Source organism: Pseudomonas sp. TMW22089 (assembly GCF_022496645.1).
GTDB lineage: Bacteria > Pseudomonadota > Gammaproteobacteria > Pseudomonadales > Pseudomonadaceae > Aquipseudomonas > Aquipseudomonas paraversuta.
On record NZ_SCFG01000009.1, the window covers coordinates 70,010 to 94,294 of the forward strand.

The 24,285-nt window shown below is 60.0% G+C and carries 23 protein-coding genes; 7 read left to right on the plus strand and 16 right to left on the minus strand.

Features of this window, described 5'->3' with window-relative positions:
• Positions 1-5 precede the first annotated feature (5 nt).
• From EQV90_RS11130 to EQV90_RS11140, 3 genes are all read left to right on the plus strand, one after another.
• The gene (locus EQV90_RS11130) at positions 6-401 is read left to right on the plus strand and encodes a hypothetical protein (protein WP_003441914.1); all 396 of its coding nucleotides are present in this window, start codon (positions 6-8) and stop codon (positions 399-401) included.
• A 364-nt stretch (positions 402-765) separates the two neighbouring features.
• Positions 766-2,451, plus strand: a complete 1,686-nt coding sequence (locus tag EQV90_RS11135) for a sodium:solute symporter family protein (RefSeq protein ID WP_003441915.1) — start codon at positions 766-768, stop codon at positions 2,449-2,451.
• A complete protein-coding gene (locus EQV90_RS11140; RefSeq protein WP_003441916.1) occupies positions 2,433-2,564 on the plus strand; it encodes a putative transporter small subunit in 132 nt (43 codons plus the stop codon). The genes EQV90_RS11135 and EQV90_RS11140 overlap by 19 nt, the downstream gene beginning before the upstream one ends.
• Before the next feature lie 47 nt (positions 2,565-2,611).
• On the opposite strand, the gene EQV90_RS11145 is transcribed toward EQV90_RS11140, so the two are convergent.
• A complete protein-coding gene (locus tag EQV90_RS11145; RefSeq protein WP_010656423.1) occupies positions 2,612-3,334 on the minus strand; it encodes an SDR family oxidoreductase in 723 nt (240 codons plus the stop codon).
• A 173-nt stretch (positions 3,335-3,507) separates the two neighbouring features.
• On the opposite strand from EQV90_RS11145, the gene EQV90_RS11150 reads away from it, so the two are divergent.
• Positions 3,508-4,350 carry a PhzF family phenazine biosynthesis protein gene (locus EQV90_RS11150; protein WP_010656422.1) on the plus strand — a complete coding sequence of 281 codons (843 nt, stop codon included), beginning with the start codon at positions 3,508-3,510 and terminating at the stop codon, positions 4,348-4,350.
• A gap of 15 nt (positions 4,351-4,365) precedes the next feature.
• On the opposite strand, the gene EQV90_RS11155 is transcribed toward EQV90_RS11150, so the two are convergent.
• The 7 genes from EQV90_RS11155 to gcl all read right to left on the minus strand — a co-directional run bounded on the left by EQV90_RS11155 (position 4,366) and on the right by gcl (position 13,176).
• The gene (locus tag EQV90_RS11155) at positions 4,366-6,303 is read right to left on the minus strand and encodes a DNA topoisomerase III (RefSeq protein ID WP_003441919.1); all 1,938 of its coding nucleotides are present in this window, start codon (positions 6,301-6,303) and stop codon (positions 4,366-4,368) included.
• Between the two features lie 212 nt (positions 6,304-6,515).
• The gene (locus tag EQV90_RS11160; protein ID WP_003441920.1) at positions 6,516-7,520 is read right to left on the minus strand and encodes a sulfate ABC transporter substrate-binding protein; all 1,005 of its coding nucleotides are present in this window, start codon (positions 7,518-7,520) and stop codon (positions 6,516-6,518) included.
• A gap of 93 nt (positions 7,521-7,613) precedes the next feature.
• Positions 7,614-8,435, minus strand: a complete 822-nt coding sequence (locus EQV90_RS11165; RefSeq protein WP_003441923.1) for an ion transporter — start codon at positions 8,433-8,435, stop codon at positions 7,614-7,616.
• A 39-nt stretch (positions 8,436-8,474) separates the two neighbouring features.
• Positions 8,475-9,386 (minus strand): urea transporter, encoded by a 912-nt coding sequence (locus EQV90_RS11170; protein WP_010656421.1) that lies wholly within the window; start codon positions 9,384-9,386, stop codon positions 8,475-8,477.
• Between the two features lie 149 nt (positions 9,387-9,535).
• Positions 9,536-10,426: a 2-hydroxy-3-oxopropionate reductase gene (locus EQV90_RS11175; protein WP_003441938.1), complete on the minus strand. Its 891-nt coding sequence runs from the start codon at positions 10,424-10,426 to the stop codon at positions 9,536-9,538.
• Positions 10,427-10,561: 135 nt separating this feature from the next.
• Positions 10,562-11,344, minus strand: coding sequence for a hydroxypyruvate isomerase (gene hyi / locus EQV90_RS11180; protein ID WP_003441941.1), 783 nt, complete (start codon positions 11,342-11,344; stop codon positions 10,562-10,564).
• 56 nt (positions 11,345-11,400) lie between these two features.
• Positions 11,401-13,176, minus strand: coding sequence for a glyoxylate carboligase (gene gcl, locus EQV90_RS11185; protein WP_010656420.1), 1,776 nt, complete (start codon positions 13,174-13,176; stop codon positions 11,401-11,403).
• A 266-nt stretch (positions 13,177-13,442) separates the two neighbouring features.
• Between gcl and EQV90_RS11190 the strand changes: the two genes are divergently transcribed.
• On the plus strand, positions 13,443-13,883 hold the full coding sequence (locus EQV90_RS11190) for a heme-binding protein (RefSeq protein WP_003441948.1): 441 nt from the start codon (positions 13,443-13,445) through the stop codon (positions 13,881-13,883).
• A gap of 321 nt (positions 13,884-14,204) precedes the next feature.
• Here EQV90_RS11190 and EQV90_RS11195 read toward each other — a convergent pair whose 3' ends face one another.
• A complete protein-coding gene (locus tag EQV90_RS11195) occupies positions 14,205-14,810 on the minus strand; it encodes a TetR/AcrR family transcriptional regulator (RefSeq protein ID WP_003441950.1) in 606 nt (201 codons plus the stop codon).
• A gap of 133 nt (positions 14,811-14,943) precedes the next feature.
• On the opposite strand from EQV90_RS11195, the gene EQV90_RS11200 reads away from it, so the two are divergent.
• A complete protein-coding gene (locus tag EQV90_RS11200) occupies positions 14,944-15,885 on the plus strand; it encodes a DUF808 domain-containing protein (RefSeq protein ID WP_003441952.1) in 942 nt (313 codons plus the stop codon).
• Here EQV90_RS11200 and EQV90_RS11205 read toward each other — a convergent pair.
• Positions 15,875-17,074, minus strand: a complete 1,200-nt coding sequence (locus EQV90_RS11205; RefSeq protein ID WP_240878105.1) for an MFS transporter — start codon at positions 17,072-17,074, stop codon at positions 15,875-15,877. The two genes, EQV90_RS11200 and EQV90_RS11205, sit on opposite strands and share 11 nt — an antisense overlap.
• Before the next feature lie 116 nt (positions 17,075-17,190).
• Between EQV90_RS11205 and EQV90_RS11210 the strand changes: the two genes are divergently transcribed.
• Positions 17,191-17,793 carry a TetR/AcrR family transcriptional regulator gene (locus EQV90_RS11210; protein ID WP_003441956.1) on the plus strand — a complete coding sequence of 201 codons (603 nt, stop codon included), beginning with the start codon at positions 17,191-17,193 and terminating at the stop codon, positions 17,791-17,793.
• Between the two features lie 19 nt (positions 17,794-17,812).
• Here the strand turns inward: EQV90_RS11210 and EQV90_RS11215 are convergent, their stop codons facing one another.
• The 6 genes from EQV90_RS11215 to alc form a co-directional block, all read right to left on the minus strand.
• A complete protein-coding gene (locus EQV90_RS11215) occupies positions 17,813-18,598 on the minus strand; it encodes an outer membrane protein OmpK (protein WP_003441958.1) in 786 nt (261 codons plus the stop codon).
• A gap of 358 nt (positions 18,599-18,956) precedes the next feature.
• A complete protein-coding gene (locus EQV90_RS11220; protein WP_003441959.1) occupies positions 18,957-19,742 on the minus strand; it encodes an outer membrane protein OmpK in 786 nt (261 codons plus the stop codon).
• 122 nt (positions 19,743-19,864) lie between these two features.
• Positions 19,865-21,229 (minus strand): nucleobase:cation symporter-2 family protein, encoded by a 1,365-nt coding sequence (locus EQV90_RS11225; protein ID WP_003441961.1) that lies wholly within the window; start codon positions 21,227-21,229, stop codon positions 19,865-19,867.
• 84 nt (positions 21,230-21,313) lie between these two features.
• Positions 21,314-22,603 carry a urate hydroxylase PuuD gene (locus EQV90_RS11230; RefSeq protein ID WP_240878106.1) on the minus strand — a complete coding sequence of 430 codons (1,290 nt, stop codon included), beginning with the start codon at positions 22,601-22,603 and terminating at the stop codon, positions 21,314-21,316.
• A gap of 49 nt (positions 22,604-22,652) precedes the next feature.
• A complete protein-coding gene (locus EQV90_RS11235) occupies positions 22,653-23,156 on the minus strand; it encodes an ureidoglycolate lyase (protein WP_240878107.1) in 504 nt (167 codons plus the stop codon).
• A 115-nt stretch (positions 23,157-23,271) separates the two neighbouring features.
• The gene (gene alc, locus EQV90_RS11240) at positions 23,272-24,267 is read right to left on the minus strand and encodes an allantoicase (RefSeq protein WP_003441968.1); all 996 of its coding nucleotides are present in this window, start codon (positions 24,265-24,267) and stop codon (positions 23,272-23,274) included.
• Positions 24,268-24,285 lie beyond the last annotated feature (18 nt).

Genomic DNA, 24,285 nt, shown 5'->3' on the forward strand with positions numbered 1-24,285 from the left:
TATCCATGGCCGTCCTTGTACGCATCACTGTGCTCAGTCTGGTTTTAGGCCTCAGTGCCTGTGCGGTTCATCAGCCCTATGAACCCTCGGCGCCATCGACGCCCGCTCCGCAACCGGCGCCGCAGCCTTCGGGTCAGCCGTTGCCGGACATGCCCATCCCCAAGCCGCCCAAGCCGCTGCCGCGGACCTCGGCCACCTTCGCGCCGCCACCCGGTGGCCCGAGCCATTGGGATGCGCGCATGGGGGTCTATGTGCTGGATGACCAGACCAACATCTTCTATCGCCAGCGTGCCTACTACCGTTGGGACAATGGCTGGAGCCGGGCAGTCAGCCCCAATGGCCCGTGGGAAGAGACCGACACCAGCGGTGTTCCGCCGGGGTTGAGCCGGCAGTTCAAGTGATGTAGTAACGGCGGCCCTCGGGTCGCCGTTTTTGTTTATGGGACTGCAACCGGCAATCCCCGCCCCAAGCCTGTTATAATTCCCGGCTGTCGGTGTCAGGCCTTGTGCCTTGGATACCGACTCATCTTCCGGCTCTTGCCGGCCATTGCTGCAAGCACAGGGTTCAACGTGCTGGCGCACGCTTTACCTTTGGACCTGGGTCGCCCTTTGCGTCCCGTCCCTTGTCAGCCTTCATGAAAACAACCCAGCGGACCGCTGTCCGTCGCTGCCTGCCTGTCAGGAAACCCGGGTTGTTTTGCGCCTGCCTTTATCGGCCTTTCGTTGCGACTGTGACGACTGTGGCGCACATAAAAAGGAGAAAGGAATGTTTCAACTTTCCACCCCCACCGTGTTGCTGCTTCTGTTCTGTTTCTATGGCCTGACCTTTCTGGTGTCGTTGCGCGTCGGGCGCAAGGACGAAAACGTCGACGGTTATATGGTCTCCAATAATTCCATTGGTTTCGGCATGGCGGCTGCCAGCATGACCGCCACCTGGATCTGGGCGGCCTCGTTCTATGCCGCTGCCAGCTCAGGCTACAAGTTCGGTCTTTCGGGGGCGCTGCATTACGGCTTCTGGGGCGCGCTGATGATTCTGTTTATCTACCCCTTCGGCCGGCGTTTTCGCGAGCTGGCACCCAAGGCCCATACCCTGGCGGAAATCATGCATGCCCGGCACGGGCGCTCCAGCCAGATGATTCTGGCGGGCTCCAATATTGTCGGGAGCATGATCAGCCTGATGGTCAACTTCACCGCCGCCGGGGCGCTGGTGGCGGTACTCTCGCCCTTGAGCTTTATCCACGGGGTCTTGATCGCAGGCTTCGGGATTCTGGGCTACACCATCTGGTCGGGTTTTCGCTCTTCGGTGCTGACGGATTTCGGTCAGTTGATCGCCATGATCTTCGCGGCCGTGGTGATTATTCCGATTATTTTCTTCCAGCTCGGCGGCCCGGAATTATTTGCCCGGGGCATGCCGAATATTTCTGCCGAACAAGCGAGTTTTTACTCGAAAACCGCGATTCTGGAGCAGGGCGCCCCCTATTTTGTCGCGGTGCTGGCGTATGCCATTGGTAACCAGACCATCGCCCAGCGGCTGTTCGCGGTGCGTGAAGACCTGATGAAATCGACCTTTGTCACGGCTACCATCGGCTATGCCTCGATCGTGATCGGCCTTGGCATGCTGGGTTTTCTGGCTTTGCTGGCCGGTGTGCAACCGGTGGACGGCGACCTTAACAACCTGATCCCGCAGATGGCCTCGACCTACTTGCCACCTTTTGCGGTCGGGCTGTTTTTCATCATGGTGATTGGCTCGCTGTCGTCCACTGCCGATTCGGATCTGTCGGCGTTGTCGGCACTGGTGATGACCGACGTCTATGGCAAAAATATGGCCAAGGGCAAACCCAATCCTAAAACCATGTTGTTCGTCGGGCGCATGACCATGGTGGTGGCGACGATGCTCGCGGTGGTTTTCGCCAGTCTCAAGCTGGACATCCTGACCATGCTGATTTTTGTCGGCGCACTGTGGGGAGCCATCGTGTTCCCGGTAATCGCCAGCCTGTACTGGGGGCGCATCACCAATGCCGCCTTCACCAGTGCGGCCATTGCCGGTTTTGTCATGTTTCTGGTGGCGCGCTTCGAACTGCTGGAACTGCAGGGAGTGGTGGCCCTGTTCTTCGAACTCTTTGCATCGGTCGGTGGCGGGGTAGTCATAGGTTTGATGGCCTTTGGTTTCTTCGGGCGCAAGGTCGGATTCACCTTGGGCGGCTTGGCGTTTCTGGTGCTTGCACCCTTTGCCTTTGGCTTCTTGCGCGACTACCCGGTTTTGCTCAGTTCACTCACTGCCTACGGCATCAGCACCGTGGTCTGTGTACTGGTGAGTTTGCTGTCCAACGAAAACTTTGATTTCGACTGCATCAATGAGCGTGTGGTGGCCTTCCACTACAACCCTGTGCCCGAAACCTCGGATAAACCTGCAATTGAACAAGGAGATTCCCCATGTCCAGCTACGCGTTAACCCTTTATGTAATGATCTGGCCGGTGATAGCGGCGGGCGTGATGATCACCCTGTGCGTCAGCGTGTACCGCGATATGCGCAAGGCCAGACGTGACGGTACCGACCTGGTGTAAATCGTTCCGTGGTGCGGGCAAGTGCCGTGCGCTTGCCCGCATGCGCATTAAAACGCGGCCTTGCCTACCGAGGCACCGCCGTCGACAAACAGGGTCTGGCCGGTGATGAAGCCGCTGTTCTCCGAGAGCAGGAAGGCAATTGCCGAGGCAATTTCCTCGGGTTGTCCCAGACGTGCCATCGGCACTCCGGCCAGATAGCGGGCTTCGCCTGCCGAACCCGGCGGGTTATTGGCACGGAACAGTTCGGTTTCGGTAGGGCCCGGGGCCACGGCGTTCACGGTGATCCCGCTTTGCGCCAGCTCCAGTGCCCACGAACGGGTGAAGCTGACCAGTGCAGCTTTGGCCGCGGCATAGGCGGTGCGTTGAGCGATGCCCAGCACCGTCAGGCTGGAAATATTGACAATCCGGCCCCAGCCCCGTGCCTGCATCCCCGGCAGCAAAGCCTGGGTGGCTTGCAGCGCCGAGTGCAGGTTGACCCGCATTACGTCATCAAACGCATCCAGATCGATCTCACCCAGTGCTTGAGGGCGAACCAGCCCTACGTTATTCACCAGCCCGTCAAACGCAAAGCGTTCGCTGAGTTCCCCGAGCACCTGGGCGCTACGTTCGCGGTCGGCCAGATCCAGCGCCACCAGCGTGCCGGGAAAGCTCGGGTCATCGGCATTGCGGGCGATGCCCACCACGGTATGCCCGGCTTGCGCCAGCCAGGTTGCCAGGGCGCGACCGATACCTTTGCTGGCACCAGTGATGAGGAAGGTACGTGCAGTCATGCTGTGCTCCTGAGTTAAATCTGCAGCGATGATACCGGTTTGCCATTGACCCTGTAGGAGCGAGCTTGCTCGCGAGCTTTTTGTTGCTGCGTTGTAAAAGCTCGCGGGCAAGCCCGCTCCTACAGTACGGGGGCCATGGTAGGCTGCGATTTATTCGAAAACAGGAGGTCGCAGTGAGCCAATTTGAATTCAAACAAGTGGATGTTTTCAGCACGGTTGCCCTCAAAGGCAACCCGGTGGCGGTGGTGTTGAACGCGGACAGTCTGAGCGATCAGCAAATGGCCGACTTTGCGCGCTGGACCAACCTCAGTGAAACCACTTTCGTCCTCAAACCGCAAAACCCGGAAGCAGATTACCGCCTGCGGATTTTCACCACCCTCAGGGAGCTGCCCTTTGCCGGGCACCCGACGTTGGGCAGTTGCCATGCCTGGCTGGAAGCAGGTGGCAAGCCGCGGGGTGAAGAAATCATCCAGGAATGCGCCGTGGGCCTGATCCGGGTTCGTCGCCAGAATGGACAGCTGGCTTTCACTGCACCGCCTCTGCTGCGCGACGAAGCCCTGGATGACGACCTGCTGCAGCGCATCTGCCGTGGCCTGGGGATCGACACCCGGGCGGTGGTGCAGGCCCGCTGGATCGACAATGGTCCCGGCTGGCTGGGGTTGCTGCTGCGCGATCGCGAACAGGTGCTGGCGCTGAAGCCGGACTTTTCACAGTTGCATAATCGGGTGGTCGGCGTAGTCGCCCCGTGGAACCCCGAGCGCGACGGCACTGAAGCGCAATTTGAAGTCCGTGCCTTCGTTGCCGGTGACGGCATGTCGGAAGATCCGGTGACCGGCAGCCTGAATGCCGGGCTGGCGCAATGGTTGATTGGCGAGGGTATTGCTCCGTCGCGCTATGTGGCCAGCCAGGGCACGGCCATGGGCCGGGAAGGGCGGGTATCGATTGAGAAAGTCGGCGCCGATATCTGGGTCGGCGGTGCCGCAGTGACCTGCATCAACGGCTCGCTGACGCTTTGACCGGCAGCCGCCGGCTCAAGTGCTTTTAGCTTTCACCGCCCGCTTTGGCTTTGCCCTGGCGGGCGCTGCCTTACGTTTTTTCTTCCACGCCGGCGCCATGCCCGCCGGGCTGGCCGGGCCGCTGATGGTCATGGTCATGCCACTGCAGCGGGCGATGTGTTTGCTCATCCACGCCGCCTGTTTGGCGACGAAGGTCTCCAGGGTCATTTCACCGCTTTGCACCATGTCCAGCGCTTGTTCCCAGATGGCAGTGGTGCCGGGGTCGGCGATGGCGCGGGGCACCGCATCGATCAGGCTGAAGGCCGGCGCAGTGGCGGCCAGGGCCTTGCCGTTTTTGATCAGGTAGCCACGATCCAGCAGCCCCTGAATGATCCCGGCGCGGGTGGCCTCGGTGCCGATGCCGGTGGTGTCCTTGAGCTTTTGTTTCAACAGCGGGTCCTGCACCAGTTTGGCGACGTTTTTCATTGCCTTGATCAGGTCGCCTTCGGTGAAAGGCTTGGGTGGCTGGGTCCACAGGTCTTTGAGGTGGACGTTGGCAATGGCGCAGTCCAGACCCTCGCGCAAAATCGGCAATGGTTGCGGGGCCGCAGCTTCGCGACCCCTGGCCGGAGCCAGGGCCTCGGGCAGGGCGCGTTTCCAGCCGGCTTCGACAATTTGTTTGCCCACGGCGCGCAGGGCCTGGCCGGCGCAATCGAAGTCGGCCTGGGTGCGATCGTATTCGTGGTTGGGCAGGAATTGCGCCAGATAGCGTGCGCGAATCAGGGTATACACCGCACGGTGTTTGCCCGTCAGGCGTTCCAGGTTTTTCGCCGCTGCCGTAGGAATGATGCCGTGGTGAGCACTGACTTTGGCGTCGTTCCAGGCCCGGGAGCGGCGTTGCGGGTCGAGGTGTCCGGCCAGCGGTGCCAGGCTCGGGTCGGCCTGCTGCAGGGCTGCCAGAATCGATGCTGCTTCGCTGTGCTGGCTTTGCGGCAGGTAACCGCAGTCACTGCGTGGGTAGGTGACCACCTTGTAGGTTTCGTACAGCGCCTGGGCGATGTCGAGGGTTTCCTGGGCGCCGAGGCCGAGCTTTTTCGAACACACTTCTTGCAGGGTGCCGAGGTCGAATGGCAGTGGCGCGACTTCCCGCATGCGTTCGGTGCGCAATTTGCTCACCCGGGCACTGCCGGCGCTGTTGATGGCGTCGGCCGCCTGCTGGGCATGGGCCTGATTGAGGCAGCGATCCTGTTCGTCGCAGGTGTCGGGATCGGCCCGCCACTGAGCGATGAACAACTGCCCGTCGTGTTTGAGCTGCACGTCGATGGCCCAGTAAGCCACGGGTACGAAGTCGCTGATGCTGCGATCGCGGTCGACCACCAGTCGCAGGGTGGGGGTTTGTACCCGGCCCACCGGCAGTACGCCCTGATAGCCGGACTGGCGCCCGAGGAGGGTGAACAGGCGGCTCATGTTCATCCCGATCAGCCAGTCGGCCCGCGAGCGGCCCAGGGCCGAGTGATAGAGGTTAAAGGTTTCGCTGCCCGGCTTGAGGGCGGCCAGGGCCTTGCGAATAGACGCGTCATCCAGGGCTGACAGCCACAGGCGCTGGATCGGCCCGCGATAGCGGCAGTGCTCGACCAGTTCACGGGCGATCATTTCACCTTCGCGATCGGCGTCGGTGGCGATCACCAGTTCGCTGGCTTCGCCGAGCAGGCGTTTGACGGCCTTGAACTGGCTGGCGGTCTTGGGCTTGACGCGCATTTTCCACTTTTCGGGAATGATCGGCAGATCGGCCAGCACCCAGCGCTTGTAGCGCTCGTCGTAGGCATCGGGCGGGGCGGTTTCGAGCAAGTGACCGATGCACCAGGTGACGGTGACAGCGGGGCCCACCCAGCAGCCATCACCGCGTCGGCTGGCACCGAGCACGGCCGCAATATCTTTGGCCTGGGAAGGTTTTTCGCACAGAAACAGCCGCATAGCTCCACTCATTCATCATGCCGCACAGAAGGTGCACAGCATGGCAGAGAATGGCTGAAGGGCAACTGTTTTTACTGTGTTTTTGTACAGCCTTGAGGTGGTTGCCAACCAACCTGCAGGAGCGAGCTCTTCGTTGTGGCGTTGAAAAAGCTCGCGAGCAAGCTCGCTCCTACAGACTAGTTCGCTCCTGCAGACCAGCTCGTGGGTGGGGGTTATTGACCGTTGTAGATCTGGTCGAACACGCCACCGTCGTTGAAGTACTTTTTCTGCACGTCGCGCCAGTCGCCGAAGGTTTTCTCAACCGACAGGAAATCGACTTTCGGGAAGCGGTCGTTGTACTTGGCCAGGATTGCCTGGTCCCGTGGACGCAGGTAGTTTTTGGCGGCGATTTCCTGACCTTCAGGGGACCACAGGTACTTCAGATATTCTTCGGCCGTTGCGCGGGTGCCTTTTTTGTCCACCACCTTGTCGACTACGGTCACTGGCGGCTCGGCTTCGGCCGACACGCTCGGGTAGATCACTTCGAACTGGTCGCGACCGAACTCGCGGGCGATCATTTCCGCTTCGTTTTCGAAGGTCACCAGCACGTCGCCGATCTGGTTGGTCATAAAGGTGGTGGTGGCTGCACGGCCGCCGGTGTCCAGTACAGGAGCCTGCTTGAACAGTTTGCCGACGAACTCCTTGGCCTTGGTTTCATCGCCGCCGTTCTTCAGAACATAGCCCCAGGCCGAAAGGAAGGTGTAGCGGCCGTTACCCGAGGTTTTCGGGTTTGGCACTATCACTTGCACGCCATCCTTGAGCAGGTCCGGCCAGTCTTTCAGGGCTTTGGGGTTGCCTTTGCGCACAATAAACACGGTGGCCGAAGTGAAAGGCGCGCTGTTGTCCGGCAGGCGGGTCACCCAGTTTTGCGGAACCAGCTGGCCATTATCCGCCAGGGCATTGATGTCGGTGGCCATGTTCATGGTGATCACGTCAGCCGGCAGGCCATCAATCACTGATCGGGCCTGTTTGCTCGAACCGCCAAAGGACATTTGCACATTGAGCTTGGTGCCATGCTCGGCTTCCCAGTGTTTCTGGAACGCGGCATTGTAGTCCTTGTAGAAATCGCGCATCACATCGTAGGACACGTTTAGCAATGGCGGCGGGGTGGCTGCATGGGCAATGCTGCCGAGGGCCAGGCCAGCGGCCAGGATTGAGGCACTAAAAAGTTTTTTCACTGCGCATTCCTTGTTATAGGGAGCAATAGGGGCAAATTGCCAGCGACTATAGTCGCTGCCGCATAGGTCTTAAAAGATTAAAAAGCACTTTGGTTATGCATTTTTAGCATATAGAGCATTGCCGCAGCGTGAACAGAATGAGGCGGACTGTTCGTGACGTTGTTTCTTGCACGCCGGGCAGTCGTGCTGCAGTTGCTCGCCGCGCATGGCGTTGGCCAGTTCGGCGGTAAAAATACCGGTTGGCACGGCGATAATCGAGTAGCCCGTGATCATGACCATGGCCGAGATGACTCGCCCGAGGACGGTTTGCGGCACGATGTCACCGTAACCCACAGTGGTCAGGGTCACGATGGCCCAATAGATGCTCACAGGAATGCTGGTAAAGCCGTTCTCCGGGCCTTCAACCACATACATCAAGGTGCCGAACACGGTCACCAGGGTCGATACACCGACCAGGAAAACGATGATTTTCTGTTTGCTGCCCCGCAGGGCCGAGAGCAGGTAGTTGGCCTGGCTGAGGTACGGCACCAGCTTGAGCACCCGAAAGATGCGCAGCATGCGGATGATGCGGATGATCAGCAGGTACTGCGCGTCACTGTAATAAATCGCCAGAATGCCGGGTACGATCGCCAGCAGGTCCACCAGCCCGTAAAAGCTGAAGGCATAGCGCAGGGGCCTGGGTGAGCAATACAGGCGCAGGCCGTACTCCACGGCAAAGACAAAGGTGAAACCCCACTCGATGTAAGCCAGCAGATCGGCGTAGTCGCGGTGAATGCTGTTGATGCTGTCGAGCACCACCACCACCAGGCTGCACAGAATGATCAGTAACAGCGTGGTGTCAAAGCGCCGCCCGGCAGGCGTGTCAGCCTGAAAGACCATGACGTACAGGCGTTGACGCCAATCCTTGTTATTCATGTAGGTTGCTCGAGCCTTAAATGACAGAAGGTTCAAGGATTAACGCTCAATGCGCAACCTGCATTGCTCTTCGGATTTCGCCGCGGCGGGTCTGAGTACCCGCACACTGGAATGCACCAGCCAGCAGGCGAGAATAAATGGAGCGGTTAAAAGGGGCAGCCCCAGGGCAATGAATCCGGGGGTCAGGATCAGGGTCACGACGATACCGATCAATGGCAGCCAGGGTCGACGTCGCTGCTGGCTCAGGGCCAGGGCGGCCAGCACCGGGTTGTAGCCGCCGAGCCCGCTGAGCGCGGCACTGGTGTCCTGTTGATACAGACTGAATAAAAGACCTGCCAGCGATCCCGCCAATGCCCAGCCTGCGGCCCGCCAACTGCTCAGCCACAGCCCGAGCGCAATCAGCAACCCGGCCACGGGGTGTTGCAGCAACATGACCTGGCCAATGCCTTTGAGCACGGCCAGACCCAGGGTCAGGCCATTGAGTGGCAGGTCGTGATTCAGGGGTTGGGCCGGCGGGTTGTGCAGGTGCAGCAGGATCCAGCCCAGCCCGACAAAGGGCGCGGTATAGGCCAAAAGGCTTTGCCCGTCTGCCGCGCGTTTGAGCCACTGGTGAATCAGCATGGTACTCAGGCCGGCACTGGCGATGATCAGCAGCGGCAACAGGGCCGACCATTGCAGTTGGTGGCTCAGCAACATGCCCAACAGAATGCCGTTGTAGCTATAGAGGCCTGCCTGGCGTTCGGCCTTGGGATAGTCACGGCGTTGCGCAGTCAAGAGTCCGGCAATCCCTCCCAGCAACGCGCCACTGAGCAGGCCCGGGGCACTGACCAGAATTGCCAGCAAGCACAAAACCCCGCACAGCGGCTGGCGCTGGAGGAAGATCTGACTGAACCCCGCGCACAGAGCGGTGGCCCAGTCAGGGCATGCAGGACTGAGTTGGTTTGAGCCCATGATGAGTTCCGTGGCACGCGAGGGGGGAGTCGCAGCCGAGGCGCGAAGGCTGCGAGCTCTTGGTGGTCAGCGCTTGGCGGTTAACTGCTAACCGCCAAGCGCGGTCCTGCGGCCCGCATCGCTGCCTTCGTGCCTCGTCAGCGTCAGGTTTATTTGTCGCGGATCGAGAAGTTGGCCATGTGCTCCAGGCCCTTGATCAGTGCCGAGTGATCCCAGTTGCTGCCACCCAGGGCGGCGCAGGTGCTGAACACTTGTTGTGCGTTGGCGGTGTTGGGCAGGTTGATCCCCAGCTCGCGGGCACCGGCCAGCGCCAGGTTGAGGTCTTTCTGGTGCAGGCTGATGCGGAAGCCCGGATCGAAAGTGCCTTTGATCATGCGCTCGCCGTGCACTTCGAGGATTTTCGAAGAGGCAAAACCGCCCATCAGGGCCTCACGAACCTTGGCCGGGTCAGCGCCGTTTTTGGCGGCAAACACCAAGGCTTCAGCCACCGCCTGAATGTTCAGGGCGACGATGATCTGGTTCGCCACTTTGGCGGTCTGACCGTCGCCGTTGCCGCCGACCAGGGTGATGTTTTTGCCCATGCTCTGGAGCAGGGACAGGGCGCGGGCGAAGGTCTTTTCGTCGCCGCCGACCATGATGCTCAAGGTGCCTGCCTTGGCCCCGACTTCACCACCGGAGACCGGTGCGTCCAGGTATTGCGCGCCTTTGGCGTTGATCTTTGCGGCGAAGGCTTTGGTCGCAGTGGGGGAGATCGAGCTCATGTCGATCACCACTTTGTTCGGGCTCAGGCCGGCAGCGATGCCGTCCTCGCGGAACAGCACGTCCTCGACCTGGGGGGTGTCCGGGACCATGACGATGATGAACTCGGCCTCCTGGGCGACTTCTTGCGGGCTGGCCAGGGCGACCGCGCCAGCGGCCACCAGATCGGCAGGAGCTGCACCGTGGTGGGTGGACAGGAACAGGCTGTGCCCGGCCTTTTGCAGGTTGCTGGCCATGGGTGAGCCCATGATGCCGGTGCCGATAAATCCGATTTTAGCCATGACAAATCCTCTTGTTTTTATTTGCAGCTGATGCAGGTCCGTGGGAGCTGGCTTGCCAGCGATGCGGTGTTTCCGTTTTCGCCGGGTGATCCAATCGCTGGCAAGCCGGCTCCCACAAAAGACCCGTAGTCGCGCTTAAACCGCGTTGTGGGTTTTGAGCCACGCAAGACCGGCTTCGGTGCTGGTCAGCGGCTTGTATTCGCAGCCGACCCAGCCTTGATAGCCAATACGGTCAAGGTGCTCGAACAGGAAGCGATAATTGATCTCGCCGGTGCCGGGTTCGTGGCGCCCCGGGTTGTCGGCCAGTTGGATGTGGTTGATCTGCGGCAGGTGCGCCTGCATCGTGCGGGCCAGATCCCCTTCCATGATTTGCATGTGATAGATGTCGTATTGCAGGAACAGGTTGGCACTGCCGACCTTGTCCTGAATGGCCAGTGCCTGCTTGGTGTTGTTCAGGTAGAAGCCCGGAATGTCGAGGGTGTTGATCGACTCCATCACCAGCCTGATCCCCGCCGCCTGAAGCTTGTCGGCGGCGTACTTGAGGTTGCTGACCAGGGTTTTTTCGACCTCGGCCTCGGCCACGCCCTGGGGGCGAATTCCGGCCAGGCAGTTGATCTGGTCGTTGCCCAGGACTTGTGCATAAGCGAGGGCCAGATCGACCCCCGCGCGAAATTCTTCAACCCGGTCCGGGTGGCAGGCAATGCCGCGCTCGCCCTTGGCCCAGTCACCGGCCGGCAGGTTGAACAGCACCTGGGTCAGTTTGTTGGCGTCGAGCTGGGCCTTGATCTCGGCGGAGCTGTAGTCGTAAGGAAACAGGTATTCAACGCCGTGGAAACCAGCATTGGCAGCCGCTTGAAAACGGACAAGGAAATCCTGTTCGGTGAACAGCATGGACAGGTTGGCGGCAAAACGCGGCATGGTGAACTCCTGTGAAAAGGGGATGCCCCTCCCCGAAGTGAGAGGGGCGCAGTCAGTCAGTCAAGCATCGAAATGGCGGTCGGCGCGTCGTTGCCTACCAGCGCCAGGTCTTCAAATTCATTGACTGCGTTGATTTCAGTGCCCATCGAAATGTTGGTCACACGCTCCAGAATGATTTCCACCACCACCGGTACGCGGAACTCCTTGATCAGCTCTTGAGCCTTGCGCAGTGCCGGCTGGATGTCGTTCGGTTCGAAGACCCGCAGTGCCTTGCAGCCCAGGCCCTGGGCGACGGCTACGTGGTCGACGCCATAGCCGTTGAGCTCCGGAGCATTGAGGTTATCGAAAGACAGCTGTACGCAGTAGTCCATTTCAAACCCGCGCTGTGCCTGGCGAATCAAGCCCAGGTAGGAGTTGTTCACCACCACATGGATGTACGGCAAGTTGAACTGTGCGCCGACGGCCAGCTCTTCGATCATGAACTGGAAGTCGTAGTCGCCGGACAGGGCCACGACATTACGCTGCGGATCGGCCTTGACCACCCCCAGGGCTGCCGGAATGGTCCAGCCCAGCGGGCCGGCCTGACCGCAGTTGATCCAGTGGCGCGGTTTGTAAACGTGCAGGAATTGCGCACCGGCAATCTGCGACAAACCGATGGTGCTGACGTAGCAGGTGTCTTTGCCGAACACCTGGTTCATCTCTTCGTACACCCGTTGCGGTTTGACCGGCACGTTGTCGAAGTGGGTCTTGCGGTGCAGGGTGGCTTTGCGCTGCTGGCAGTCTTGTAGCCAGGCGCTGCGGTTTTTCAGGATGCCGGCGGCTTTCCATTCCCGGGCTACTTCAAGGAACATCCTGAGCGCCGAGCCGGCGTCGGAAACGATGCCCAGGTCGGGAGTAAATACCCGGCCAATCTGGGTCGGTTCAATGTCGACGTGGATGAATTTGCGGCCTTCGGTGTAGACATCGATCGAGCCGGTGTGGCGGTTGGCCCAGCGGTTGCCGATGCCCAGCACCAGGTCGGATTTTAGCAGGGTGGCGTTGCCGTAGCGATGGGAGGTTTGCAGGCCGACCATGCCCACCATCAGCGGGTGATCGTCGGCAATGGTGCCCCAGCCCATCAGGGTTGGAATGACCGGGATCCCGGTCAGCTCGGCAAACTCCACCAGCAGTTCACTGGCGTCAGCGTTGATCACACCACCGCCACTGACCAGCAGCGGGCGCTCGGCCTGGTTGAGCAGGTGCAAGGCTTTCTCGGCCTGGATCCGGGTCGCCGTCGGCCTGGACAGCGGCATCGGTTCGTAGGCGTCGATATCGAATTCGATTTCTGCCATTTGCACATCAAACGGCAGGTCGATCAGCACCGGTCCGGGACGCCCGGAGCGCATTTCGTAAAAGGCCTTCTGGAAGGCATAAGGCACCTGGCCCGGCTCCATGACCGTGGTTGCCCACTTGGTCACGGGCTTGACGATGCTGGTGATGTCCACGGCCTGGAAGTCTTCTTTATGCATCCGCGCACGCGGGGCCTGGCCGGTGATGCACAGAATCGGGATCGAGTCGGCAGAGGCGCTGTACAGGCCGGTCACCATGTCGGTCCCGGCGGGGCCGGAGGTGCCGATGCACACGCCGATGTTGCCGGCTTTGGTGCGGGTATAACCCTCGGCCATATGCGAGGCGCCTTCGACGTGGCGAGCAAGGACGTGATCGATGCCGCCGACCTTTTGCAGGGCAGAGTACAGCGGGTTGATCGCGGCGCCCGGGATACCGAATGCGGTATCGACACCTTCGCGACGCATCACCAGAACGGCGGCTTCGATTGCTCTCATTTTGCTCATCGTTTTGTGCCTCTTACGTTTTATAATTGTATACAAGTGGCTGTTTGGCGAGTGTATTCATGCTCCGGTGCGCAGGTCAATGGGTTTTGTAGAATCAGTTTGTAATAGCCGATCCCCCTTGTAATAGGGCGCAAGGCCTAATGATTTAGGGTTTTCCATTTAAAATTGTATACAAATAAATTATTTATTGTGTTCTATTGGTTGTATTGAGTTCGCCCATAGAGGCGCGCGAAAGGCTTTCCAATAACAAAATAAGGACGGCAACCATGAGTGCTTTAACCTTGAAAGTCGCTTTAGACCTGACCGCACAGGCCTTGAACACAGGGCGCCGGATAAGCGCCGCCCCATTGACCGTGGCGGTGCTGGACAGCGGCGGGCATTTGTTGGCGCTGCAGCGCGAAGATGGCGCCAGCCTGCTACGGCCCAGCATTGCCATTGGCAAGGCCTGGGGCGCGATTGCACTGGGTAAGGGCTCGCGTTTGCTGGCGCTGGATGCACAGCAGCGCCCGGCGTTTTTCGCCGCGCTGAACGGCATGGGCCAGAGTGACGTGGTGCCTGCGCCGGGCGGGGTACTGATTCGCGATGCTCAGGGGCAGGTGATAGGCGCCATGGGTATCAGCGGCGATACCTCGGATATTGACGAGCAATGCGCCATCAGTGCGATAGAAGCCCAGGGTTTGCGGGCGGATGCGGGGGTGGCGGTGTAGTCCGCTATTGGCTCGCCGCTTGTTGTAGGAGCGAGCTTGTCTCGCGATCTGTTTTAAAGGCTCGCGAGGCAGCTCGTTCTTACAGAGGGCAGGGGGTGGGCAGTCCTGTGCCTCGCGTCTGTTTTAAAAGCTCGCGAGGCAAGCTCGCTCCTACAGGGGCAGGGGGTGGTCAGTCCTGTGCCTCGCGTCTGTTTTAAAGGCTCGCGAGGCAAGCTCGCTCCTACAGAGGGCAGGGGTGGTCAGTCAGGTGCCTCGCGTCTGTTTTAAAAGCTCGCGAGGCAAGCTCGCTCCTACAGGGGCAGGGGCAGGGGCAGGTGATGGTCAGTCCGGTGCACAGCCCTTGAGCACCAGGCGGATGATGGTCTGGGCCGCGGCTTCGTAGTCGCTGTCTTGCAGTTTGGCTTTGCCGGTGATGGCCGAGATCTGCCAGTCGAAGTCGGCATAGGTCTGGGTCGCTGCCCAGATACTGAACATCAGGTGATGGGGGTCGATCGGCGCAATCTGGCCACGGTCGATCCAGGTCTGGATGCAGTCAATGTTGTGTTTGGCCTGGACGTTCAACAATTGCACCTGCTGCTCGCTCAGGTGCGGGGCGCCATGCATGATTTCGCTGGCGAACACTTTTGAAGCAAAGGGCAGGTCGCGGGAAATCATGATTTTGGAACGTATGTAATTGCTCAGCACGGCATTGGGTTCGCCGTCGGCATTGAACGGGGTCGATGCGCGCAGAATAGGGTCGATAATGCTTTCGAGGACCTCGCGGTAGAGGTTCTCCTTGGATTTGAAGTAGTAGTAGACATTGGGCTTGGGCAAGCCTGCCTTGGCGGCGATGTCGCTGGTTTTGCTGGCGGCGAAACCCTTGTCAGCGAACTCTTCGCTGGCGGCACGCAAAATCAGTTCTTTATTACGCTCGCGGATACTGCTCATAAACCCGATATTTCCTTGCCTGGTTGGGCGGTCGGGCATGGTAGCACCGGGCTTGCGAGCTGCTCAAGATTGCAGCCTGAGGGCTGGCACGCGCTATGCTTGGCACCATTCAATCTGGAAGGGAAGTTTGCCCATGGCAGGCAGTAGTTTACTGGTGTTGCTCGACGATATCGCCGCAGTCCTTGATGACGTCGCGCTGATGACCAAAGTGGCCGCCAAAAAGACCGCCGGGGTGCTGGGGGATGACCTTGCACTCAACGCGCAGCAGGTCTCTGGCGTAAGGGCCGACCGGGAGTTGCCGGTGGTGTGGGCGGTAGCCAAAGGCTCGTTTCGCAACAAGCTGATTCTGGTGCCCGCGGCGCTGGCCATCAGTGCGTTTGCGCCGTGGGCCGTGACGCCGCTGTTGATGCTGGGCGGTGCTTACCTGTGTTTTGAGGGTTTTGAAAAACTCGCCCATCCGTTTATGCACAGCAAGGCCGAAGATCAGGGCAAGCACCAGGCGTTGCAACAGGCGGTGGCCGATGCAGAAGTCGATCTGGTGGCTTTCGAGAAAGACAAGGTCAAGGGGGCCATACGCACCGACTTCATTCTGTCGGCCGAAATTATCGCCATCACCCTGGGAATCGTGTCCGAGTCGCCGTTGCTGCAGCAGGTCGTCGTGCTCAGCGGTATCGCCATCGTGATGACGGTGGGGGTTTATGGCCTGGTGGGCGGCATCGTCAAACTGGATGACGCCGGCCTGTACCTGAGCCAGAAAACCGGTGATGGTGTGTGGTCAGGTTTCCAGCGCAGTTTCGGCCGCGGTTTGTTGAGTACCGCGCCGTACATGATGAAAAGCCTGTCGGTGATCGGCACCGCGGCCATGTTTATGGTCGGTGGCGGCATCCTCACCCACGGCGTACCTGCGGCCCATCACTGGATCGAAGGCGTGGCTGCAAGCAGCGCCCAGTGGCTGGGTGTGGTCTCGGCCATAGTCCCGACCCTGCTCAATGCCGTGGCCGGCATTGTTGCCGGCGCGGTGGTGCTGGCCGTGGTGGCGGGCGTGAGCAAGGTCTGGCGCGCCATCAAAGGCTAGGACGAACCGTGGTGCTGCGTTGCAACAAGCGATAACCCAGTACGGCAACCAGCAGCATCACGCTCCCCGCCGCCAGCGATACGCCAAACCCGGCCTGGGCACCGTAAGCATCAATGACCCAGCCGCCAAGCACGGCGCCCAGGGCAACCCCCATGCCCAGGCCGGTGATCATCCAGGTCAGGCCTTCGGTGAGCTTGGCCGGCGGCACTATGTTTTCCACCAGGCCCATGGCGGTAATCAGGGTCGGGGCGAAGAACAGCCCGGCGACAAACATGGCGCCGGCCAGGGTGGCGATGCTGTCGGCCCACATCAGCGGCACCATGGTCAATGCGGTGGCCAGCGCACCCAGCAGGAACAGTTTGGGCAACGGCATGTTCAGCTTGAGCGTGCCGAACACCAGTCCGACGATGCACGATCCCAATGCGTACACCGACAGCACAATACTCGCGGCGGCGGGTTGGCCTTGCTGTTGGGCGAAGGCAACACTGACCACATCCACGGTGCCGACAATCGTCCCCAGCCCCAGCAATGCCAGGAGCAATATCATCACTGCACCCTGACTCAGGACGGTGCCGTTGTTGTCGGGGCTGCGCGGGTGCACGGGTGGCTCGGTTTTGCGTTGCAGTACAAATGCAGTGACCCCGATCGCGAGGAAAATGGCGGCCGCCAGAGGGCCGGCCTGGGGAAACAGCGCCACGCTCAGCCCCACGGAAATCGGCGGGCCAATAATAAAACTCACCTCATCGAGTACCGATTCGAACGAGAACGCGGTATGCAGTTTGGGCGAGCCGCGAAACAACTCGGTCCAGCGTGCGCGGACCATCGCCGACATGCTGGGAATGCAGCCGGCCAGCGCGGCGAAGACGAAGAGAGTCCAGTCCGGCGCCGCGAAATGACTGCACAGCAGCAATGCCAGCAACGCCCCCACGCCGATGGCGCTAATGCCGGGCAGCACTCGGCCCTGGCCGTATTGATCGACCCAACGCGAGATCTGCGGTGCCAGCAATGCCATGGACAAGGCAAAGGTTGCTGCCACGGCACCAGCCAGCCAGTAGGAGTCGCGCAGTTGCGCCAGCATGGTAATGATGCCGATCCCGACCATGGAAATCGGCATGCGGGCGAGCAGGCCCGCACCGCTGAAAGCCTTGGTGCCGGGGGCGCTGAAAATCTCGCGATAAGGGTTGGCCATACAAGCTCCGAAGCATTCATCTGACCGCGTCACATACGCGGCGTATGCAGAAATATACGCATACGCTGCGTATGTCAATTAACATACGCGACGTATCTGAAATTAGGGGGACAGGCATGGCGCCCAAAGTGCGGTCACAAATGATTGAACAAACCCGTGGCAAGCTGCTCGATGCAGCGCGTCAGGCGTTTGGCTCGATCGGTTATGCGCAGACGTCGATGGATGAACTCACTGCTTCGGTGGGGCTGACCCGGGGTGCGCTGTATCACCATTTTGGCGACAAGAAGGGGTTGTTGCAGGCCGTGGTTCAGCAAGTCGATGCCGAGCTGGATGTACAGCTGGCAGAGGCCTTTGCGCGGGCGGCGAGCCCGTGGGACGGTTTTAAAGGGCGTTGTCGGATGTTTCTGGAAATGGCACTGCAGGTGGAGGTGCAGCGGATCATGCTGCGCGATGCGCCGTCGGTGCTGGGGTCGCAGTACCTGCAGAGCAGCCAGTCGGACTGCAGCGCTTCAATGGCGGCGATGCTGCAAGGCTTGATGGACACCCGGGTGATTCAGGCCACCGATCCCGAAGCCCTGGCACGGTTGATTCAGGGTGGCTTGATGGACCTGTCGTTCTGGATTGCCGGGGCCGACAACCCGCCACAGCGTCTGGCGGCGTCTCTGGACAGCCTGGACCTGATGCTGCGCGGGTTGCTGCTGGCGCCCCAGGCGCAGTGAAGCGCCCGGGGCCCGGGTATCAGAAGTGGTACTTGACCAGCAGGCTCGCAGTGTCCTGATTGGTTTTGAACGCGCCGCTGTCTTCGATGCCGTATTTGTTTTTCCAGTAGTCGTATTCAATACCGACGTACAACTGCTTGGCGCCCCAGCTCAATGCCTTGCCCAGGTCATATTTGATCTGCGGGTTGAAGTGCAGGTTGGCGTGGTAGGTGCCGCGCGAGTTCTGGTCGTTGTCGACCACCCAGTCCATGTAGCCGTCGATCAGCACATCGGAATTGCCCAGGGGCAGGGTGTAGGACCACACCGGGGTGATCTGCCACACGCCACGGCCGGCACGGTTGCCTTCAGGGAAGCGCTGGTAGAAGTTCAGCTGGAAGTAGTCGAAGCCCGGTACGTTCAGGTCGAAACCCGGACCGATCAGGTAGGCATCGGTGTCGCCTTCGCCGAACTCGTAAGTCATGGCCAGCAGCACGTCTTTGATCGGACCGAACTCAAACTTCTGGTCGAAGATCTTGCCCATCGACAAACGCGGGGTGAACTCGCCGTAGTAAGTGTTCGGGCCTACGTTGCCATCTTTTTTACCGTTGTAAAAAATACGGTCGACGAAGAGAAAGTTGTCACCGTACTTCCAGCTGTCAGCGTGCTCGAAGGTCAGGGTCTGTTGAATTTTCGGGTTGACCTGGAAGTCCTTGCCGTACAAGTAAGTCAGGCTGTTGGTTTGCCATTGCAGCAGGTCGCCGGCAACTGCCGGTGCCCCGCCAAGCATGCTCCCCGCAAGCATCAGGCTGGTCAGAATGCGCTTCATTCGGTTGCTCCAAAAATTAAAAATTCTGCATTGATAAGAACGTAACGCTCTGTTCCGGCGCCTTGATTCCTCTGTTTAAAACTTGCCCTTTCGGTCAACTTTAATACCTGTAGCAAGTGCCGGGCCACGGCGGTTTGGCGGCCAACGTAAATCCCTCGGCTGTCGTCTGACAGTTGAGTGGATAGAGCGCTAAGGCGGCCGTAAACCCTTGGTTTAACTGTATTAAGTTGGCTTTGAAGTCAGCTTTGAACAACGCTCACCCGTGAGCGGGCGCGCAGGATACGGGCTCCGGGGCCGGTACTCAAGTGCCCTGTCATTGCGCATGTCGGGCAATCACAGGGCATCGCAGAGGCTTGATCTAGAAGTGCACTTTCACCAGGGCGCTGGCAGTGTTCTGATTGGTGTCCAGACGGCTGCTGCTATCGATGCCGTACTTGTCCTTCCAGTAACTGTATTCGATCCCGACATACAATTGTTTTTCACCCAGATTGAGGGCTTTGCCCAGGTCGTACTTGATCTGCGGATTGAAGTGCAGGTTGGCGTGGTAAGTGCCCCGTGAGTTGCGGTCGTTGTCCACCACCCAGTCCATGTAGCCATCGATCAGCAGGTTGGAGCGGCCCAAGGGCAGGGTGTAGGAAAACGACGGAGTGATCTGCCAGGTTCCGGTGCCGGGACGCGGCCCTTCGGTGTGACGGCGATAGAAGTTGAGGGTGAAATAATTGAACCCGGGTACCGCCAGGTCAAAGCCCGGGCCGATCAGGTAGGCCTCGCTGTCGCCTTCGCCGTACTCGTAAGTCATGGCCAGCAATACATCCTTGACCGGACCGAACTCCAGTTTCCGCTCGAATATCTTGCCGAACGACAGCCGCGGGCTGAACTCGCCGTAATAAGTGTGCGGACCTTTGTTGGGGTCGGCTTTGCCGTTGTAGAAAATCCGGTCGACAAACAGGAAGTTGTCGCCGTATTTCCATTTATCGGCATGTTCAAAGGTGAGGGTTTGCTGGATCGAAGGGTTGATCGCGAAATTCTTGCCGTACAGATACGTCAGGCTGTTGGTTTGCCATACAAACAGATCACCGGCCATGGCCTGACCGGCAGCCAGAAACCCACCCGCGAGCGTGATGCCCCAGTGTTTGCAGTTCATGGGTAATTCCCTTTTTTATTATTTTTAATACCGATGCGCCGATGCACTGTAGGAGCGAGCTTGCTCGCGAGCTTTTCGTTGCTGCGTTAAAAGCTCGCTCCTACAGACAGGCAGATGGGGCATCAGTGCTGATGCACGTGCCCGCTCATGGCGGCGCGACCGGCGCCGCCCAGCACATTGAACAACAGGTTCAGGCTGACCGCGCTGACGGCGGCCATGGCAATGCCGCTGTGGGTGATGGGGCCCATCCACAGTGGCAGGTGGGCGAAGAACTCCGGCCGTACCACCGGAATCAGGCCCATGCCGATACTTACCGCCACCAGCAATTGATTGCGTCGGTCGGCAATGTCCGCTTCCTGAAGGATCTTGATCCCCGTGGCTGCCACCATGCCGAACATGGCGATGGCTGCGCCACCCAGTACGGCTGGCGGAATCGAGGCCACCAGATAGGCTGCCTTGGGCAGCAGGCTGAGGGTAATCAGGAATACCCCGGCCATGATGGTTACCGAGCGGCAACGCACGCCGGTCATTTGCACCAGACCGATATTCTGGGCGAAGGAGGAGTGGGTAAAGGTGTTGAAGAAGCCGGCCAGGAACGAAGCCCCGGCATCGCACAGCAAGCCGCGGCGCAGCATGCGCGGGGTTACCTCCTGGCCGGTAATTTTGCCCAGGGCCAGAAACATCCCGGTGGACTCGACAAAAATGATCACCACCACCAGACACATGGACAGGATCGGTGCCAGATGGAATTCAGGCATGCCGAAGTGCAGCGGGGTGACCACCTGGAACCACGGCGCCAGACCGATGCCGTTGAGGTCGACCATGCCCAGTGCGCCGGACAATATATAACCCAGGGCCATGCCGATCAGCACCGAAATGTTGACCCAGAAGCCACGCATGAAACGGTTGATCAGCAGGATGGTGGCCAGCACCAGTGCGGCGATGGCCAGGTACATCGGTGAGCCGAACTGTGCCGCGGCACTGCCGCCACCGGCCCAGTTCACTGCCACGGGGAACAGTGACAGGCCAATGGAGGTGATCACGGTGCCGGTCACCAGCGGCGGGAAGAAGCGCACCACCCTGGACATGAAGGGCGCGATGATCATCCCGAAAAAACCGGCAGCAATGGTTGCGCCGAAAATCCCGGTCATGCCGATACCCGGCATTCCGGCCATGGCCACCATGCTGCCGACTGCAGCGAAACTGGCGCCCATCATCACGGGCATGCGAATGCCCATGGGGCCGATGCCCATCGACTGGACGATGGTTGCGATCCCGGCCACCAGCAGGTCGGCGTTGATCAGGAAAGCGATCTCTTCGCGGCTAAGGCCCGCGGCCTGGCCGATAATCAGCGGTACGGCAACGGCGCCGCCATACATCAGCAGCACATGCTGCAAGCCGACCAGAATCAATTGCAACAACGGCAACCGCGCCAGGGGAGGCGGAGCGGTTATGGCGGGTATGCGTGGTTCGGTTAATTCGGACATGCAACACCTCGTTCATTTTTATTGTTGTGAGCTTGTGGTGTGTTTCTGTGACCGCGCCATGGCTGCGGTCACAGAAGGTGTGCGTCAGTTGGTGCGGGCTCCGGTGTTGATCCAGGCGCCCAGAAGGTCACGTTCCTGTTGGGTCATCTGGGTGATGTTGCCCAGCGGCATGATCTGGCTGGCGACGGCCTGGGCCTGAATTCGCGGTGCCATCAACTGGATTTGTTGTGCGGTGTCGAGCATCACGCCCCCGGGGGCCGCGCTGAACAGCGGGCTGGTGGGTGTGGCCGAATGACAGACCGCGCAGCGCTCCTGAATCACGGCGTGCACCTTGTCGAAATCGACGCTGGCCACCGGTGCTGGCGCTGCAGCAGGTGCAGTGACAGGCGCTGGCGCGGTAGCGGGTTTGGCGCCACTGACTGCGGTTTCAGGGATGGGCTGATACTTGATCACCTTGGCCGCTTCGGGGGCGGTTGGTGCAGGCTTGGGGCCGGTGACGTATGCCAGGCAGATCATGCCCAGTGCCGCGACCGGCAAGGTCCAGGCAAATTTGTGGCTGTTATGGCGGGTGTTGAAGTAATGGCGTACCAATACTGCCAGCACCGCAATCCCGGCCAGGATCAACCAGTTGTAGGCACTGCCGTAGGTGCTGGGGAAGTGGTTGCTGATCATGATGAACAGCACAGGCAAGGTGAAGTAGTTGTTGTGACGCGAACGCAGCAGGCCTTTGGCCGGCAGGGCCGGATCGGGCGTACGGCCTTCCTTGATCGCGGCCACCAGAGCCCGCTGGGCCGGCATGATGATGCGAAACACGTTGCCGACCATGATGGTGCCGATAATGGCGCCCACATGCAGATAGGCGCCTCGGCCGCTGAACACCTTGCTCAGGCCGAATGCGGCAGCTACCAGCAGTACGAACAGGATCAGGCCGAGCAGCGCCGGGCGTTTGCCCAGAGCCGAATCGCACAGAAAGTCGTAAATGAACCAGCCGGCAATCAATGAACCAATGCCGATGGCCACCGCTTGCGGGCCGCCCAGGCTGCTGCCGGGAGCGATCAGGTAAAGTGCCGGGTTGAAGTAGAACACCAGGCACAGCAGGGCGATGCCCGACATCCAGGTGAAATAGGCCTCCCATTTAAACCAGTGCAGGTTGTCCGGCATGGTAGGGGGGGCCAGCTTGTATTTTTCGAGGTGGTAAATGCCGCCGCCGTGGATGGCCCACAAGTCGCCGGCCAGCCCCTCTTTTGGGTTGTTGCGGTTGAGGTTGTTTTCCAGCCAGACAAAATAAAACGACGCGCCGATCCAGGCCACACCGGTAATCATATGAATCCAGCGTACGCTCAGATTCAGCCATTCCATCAGATGTGCTTCCACAGTCTCTACCTCTTGCCTGTCACTCTTGCGTGAGTGATCAGACCTTCTCTTATTGGTGGGGGGCGAGGATCAATCGCTCATCCTCTTTGAAGAAATGCTCATCGCAGTTATTGCCTGTGCCACTGCGATCAACCACCAGGAAGTCATCCCGCTTTTCGATCGTCAGCACCGGATGGTGCCAAACGCCGCGATGGTAATTAATGCCCTGCCTGCCATTACTGACAAAGGCGCGGACCAAGCCTGATACAGGTTCATCGCCAAGTGGCGCGACCACGATCAGAAAGGGGTTGCCGAGCAGCGGGATGAAAGCCTGACTGCCCAACGGATGGCGCTCCAGCATGCACACGGTCAGCGGCATGTCCTGCGCATCGGCGCGGAAAATGCTGATGATGGCCTTGTCTTCCGGCTGCGCGGTTTCGACTTCGGCCAGACGATGAAAGCGCATGGTCGAACCGTTGTTGATCATGAAGTGGTCGCTGCCGTCGGTTTCAATAACGTCACCGAAGGGGGCGAAGGCTTCTTTGGTCAGCGGTTCAATCAGCAATGTGCGCATGGTCTGTCTTCTTTTCCGGATTCTGTGGTGTTGGATCTGTTGTTGTCGCTGGCAAGCCGGCTCCCGCATTGGCAAATGCCTGTGGGAGCCGGTTGACCGGCGACGGGGTTATTCCTTATTTAGCGACCTTGCCCAGGATACGCAGGCGGCTTACACCACCGTCCGGGAACAGGTTGAGGCGAATGTGAGTGATCGGGCCCAGGGCTTTGATCTGCTCGCTGAAGCTGTGCTCGGCGTGCATTTCCATCTTCTGTGCAGGCAGCAGTTCACGCCAGAACAGCGATTGGGTTTCGATCTGGCTGTCAGTGCCGCCTTTGACGAACGCGCCCTGAATCGAGCAGGTGTCCGGGTAGTTGCCCTTGAAGTGCAGGGTGTCGACGATGATTTTTTCGATCTCGCCTGCATGCCCCAGCGCCACGATCACCCAGTCGTTACCCGGGGTACGGCGGCGTGCAGTTTCCCAGCCGTCGCCCATATTGATGCCGCGGCCCGGGTTGAGGATGTTGCTCATGCGGCCGAAGTGTTCGTCGGAGCAGGCCAGGGCACGGCCACCGTTCAGGGCTGCGGCAAGGTCGACCTGTTCGTTGTCGCCCACTGCCGACCAGTCACGGAACGGCACGCCGTACACGCGAAGACGGGCTACGCCGCCGTCCGGGTAGATGTTGAAACGCAAGTGGCTGAAGGCCTGGTCATTGCTGATTTCGTGGTAGTGGTGGCTGTTGCCTTGCAGTTCGACCGCGGACAGCACTTCAACCCACTGGGTGTTTTCGTTGGGCTCGCCCTGGGCCAGAAAGCAGGCTTCAAGGGAAGCAGACGGCGGGAAGTTGCCGGTGAAGAATGAAGTGTCGATGTCCACGCCTTTGATCGAGCCGGGTACGCCCAGGCGGATCACCGCGCTGTCATAGCCTTCGAAGCGCTTGCGGCGGGACTCCCAGCCGTCCATCCACTTGCCGTTGTCATCGAAAACGCCCTCCTTCCATACGGCCGGGGTCGGCTGGAACATGCGGTTGGCGTCAGCGAACCAGTCATCGGTCACCGAGATAATCTTGGTGCCCAGACGGGCATCGGCCAGGTTGACGAACTTCTCGAAAGGTACGGCGTAAGCTTTCATTCTTCTGGTCTGCCTTTA